Source organism: Pedobacter sp. GW822-FHT03F06 (genome assembly GCF_058801365.1).
Window position 1 is genome coordinate 1 of sequence record NZ_JBXANE010000028.1, and the last position, 816, is coordinate 816.

At 35.3% G+C, this 816-nt stretch carries 1 protein-coding gene; it reads left to right on the forward strand.

Annotated features, from left to right (window positions below):
• A partial coding sequence (locus AC1RJ8_RS25100) for a transposase (RefSeq protein WP_492956264.1) occupies window positions 1-706 on the forward strand: 706 nt, incomplete at its 5' end.
• Between the last annotated feature and the right edge of the window lie 110 nt (window positions 707-816).

Genomic DNA, 816 nt, shown 5'->3' on the forward strand with positions numbered 1-816 from the left:
CCTGGAACCTTGGGCTCCAGGAAGTGAGAAACTGTACGAACTCAGACACTATACCCGTCAGCATCAAAACCTAAAAGAGACCATCAATGTTCTGGGTAACCAGCTTGAGGCACTCAACCATGCCCAGTTCCAAAGCAGGGAAGTTATAAAGCAACTGAACAAAACAATAAAACTGCTTGAGCAACAAGTATTAGAAATGGAAAAAGCAATGGAAAAGCTTGTTAAAACAGACAAGATTTTAAATCTTCACTATGAAAACATTACGGCAATAAAAGGAATTAACCTGCTATCTTTTTGCGTCATCGTAGCTGAAACTAATGGCTTTACATTGTTTAAAAGTTCGGCATCTTTAGTGAAATACTCAGGTTACGATGTTATAGAAAACCAATCAGGAAAGCATATAGGAAAAACAAAAATATCAAAAAAGGGGAATTCCCGGATCAGAAGAATTCTGTTTATGCCAGCATTTTGTGCGGTAAGGGATGACCAGCCTCAATTTAAAAGTCTTTATGAAAGAGTTGTTGAGCGGACAGGATTTAAAATGAAGGGCTATGTTGCCGTGCAAAAAAAACTATTGGTAATGATGTACTATCTTTGGAAAAATGAGCAGAGATACAATCCCCAATTCACTTTTTCAGAAAAAATAATAGCTCCAGAAAAATCCAGAGCTACACATGATAAAATTCCTGAAGGAAGTTTTCACTAAAACAAAGGTAAAGTTATTGTGCTGTTTTACAAATAGAAAGCATTTAAATTAATGCTTCTCAGAAGATAAAATTTTATCAACTTTTATTTGCTTTTAAAGACAGTACCTTT